This is a genomic window from Vibrio sp. Vb1026 (assembly GCF_033338745.1).
GTDB lineage: Bacteria > Pseudomonadota > Gammaproteobacteria > Enterobacterales > Vibrionaceae > Vibrio > Vibrio alginolyticus.
Window position 1 is genome coordinate 1 of record NZ_JAWOTH010000133.1, and the last position, 1,224, is coordinate 1,224.

The 1,224-nt window shown below is 46.3% G+C and carries 1 protein-coding gene; it reads left to right on the forward strand.

Features of this window, described 5'->3' with window-relative positions:
* The coding region (locus tag R7E47_RS24745; protein WP_318085401.1) for a diguanylate cyclase domain-containing protein at positions 1–1,224 on the forward strand (1,224 nt) is incomplete at both ends.

Here is a 1,224-nt window from a genome sequence, read left to right on the forward strand (position 1 = left end):
TTTGAGCTTCACAAACTTTCTTCGTTATTAGATAGTTTTTCCAGTCGCTATTTCCGTCACCAAGTCTTTGATTGGCGTTTATCTGAAAACGAATCTATTAAGGTTGAATTGTCCGGCCGAAAGAGTTTGCTACGTGGTCATCGTGTTTGGATCATGTACGCGCAACCTTATCAAGTCACTTTACAAGAGCAGCAGCAAGAGTTGGCGCAGTTAGAGATGGCTCGCTCAGCGCTAGATTCGCTGTCCGAGTTGATCTGCTTGCAAGATTGCCAAGGTAACTTATTGACGACGAATCGTGCCTTTGACCAGTTTTGGGAGGGGCGACGAGAAGAAGCCATCACTGCAACGGCGAGCCGAGTCGCTACCCGTAAAAGTGAACGCAAATGGACGACGGACACGCAAGGTCGCAGCTGCTTGCTTGAAGTGAATTTAAGCTCGTTAGTATCGCCAAGTGGTGAGCTACTCGGAACGTTGTCTATTAGTCACGATGTGACGGAATGGCATAAGATTCAGCAGAACTTACGTGATGAAATGGAACGTCGTAAAGACACTGAAGTCGCCTTGGCTCAACGTGACACCATTCTTCAAACAATCTTAGATGCAAGCCCTGACTCTATCGGTATTTTTAATGAGAATATGGTGTACCAAGCGTGCAATAAGCCATTTGTAAACGCTTTAGGTATATCTGAAGTTTCTGATTTGATTGGTAAGCGTCTTCAAGATGTCATTCCCGTTGAAATGTACACGCGGTTGGAAACGAGCGACCTACACGCTCTACGACAAGCCGAACCGGTAAGGTACATCGATAAGGTCGTGAGTAGTGATGGCCATATTACGTGGTTTGATGTGGTGAAATCGCCGTTTAAAGACAAGGCATCGGGTACGAATGGCGTTCTTATCATGGCGCGTGATATTTCAGAGCGTTATCTCGCCGAGCAAAAACTTGAACAAGCGAACCTTGAACTTGAGAAATTGAGCTTTATGGACAGCTTGACGCAAGTGGCGAATAGACGCCGATTTGATGAACGTCTTCATGTACTTTGGTATCACCACATTCGTGAAAAATTGCCTTTGACTATCATGTTGTGCGACATCGACTTCTTTAAAGATTACAACGACTGTTACGGGCACCAACAAGGCGACGAGGCGTTGATTCGTGTCGCGGCGGTCTTCAAGCAAGTGGTCAACCGTTCTTCAGACTGCGTGGCTCGATACGGTGGTGAA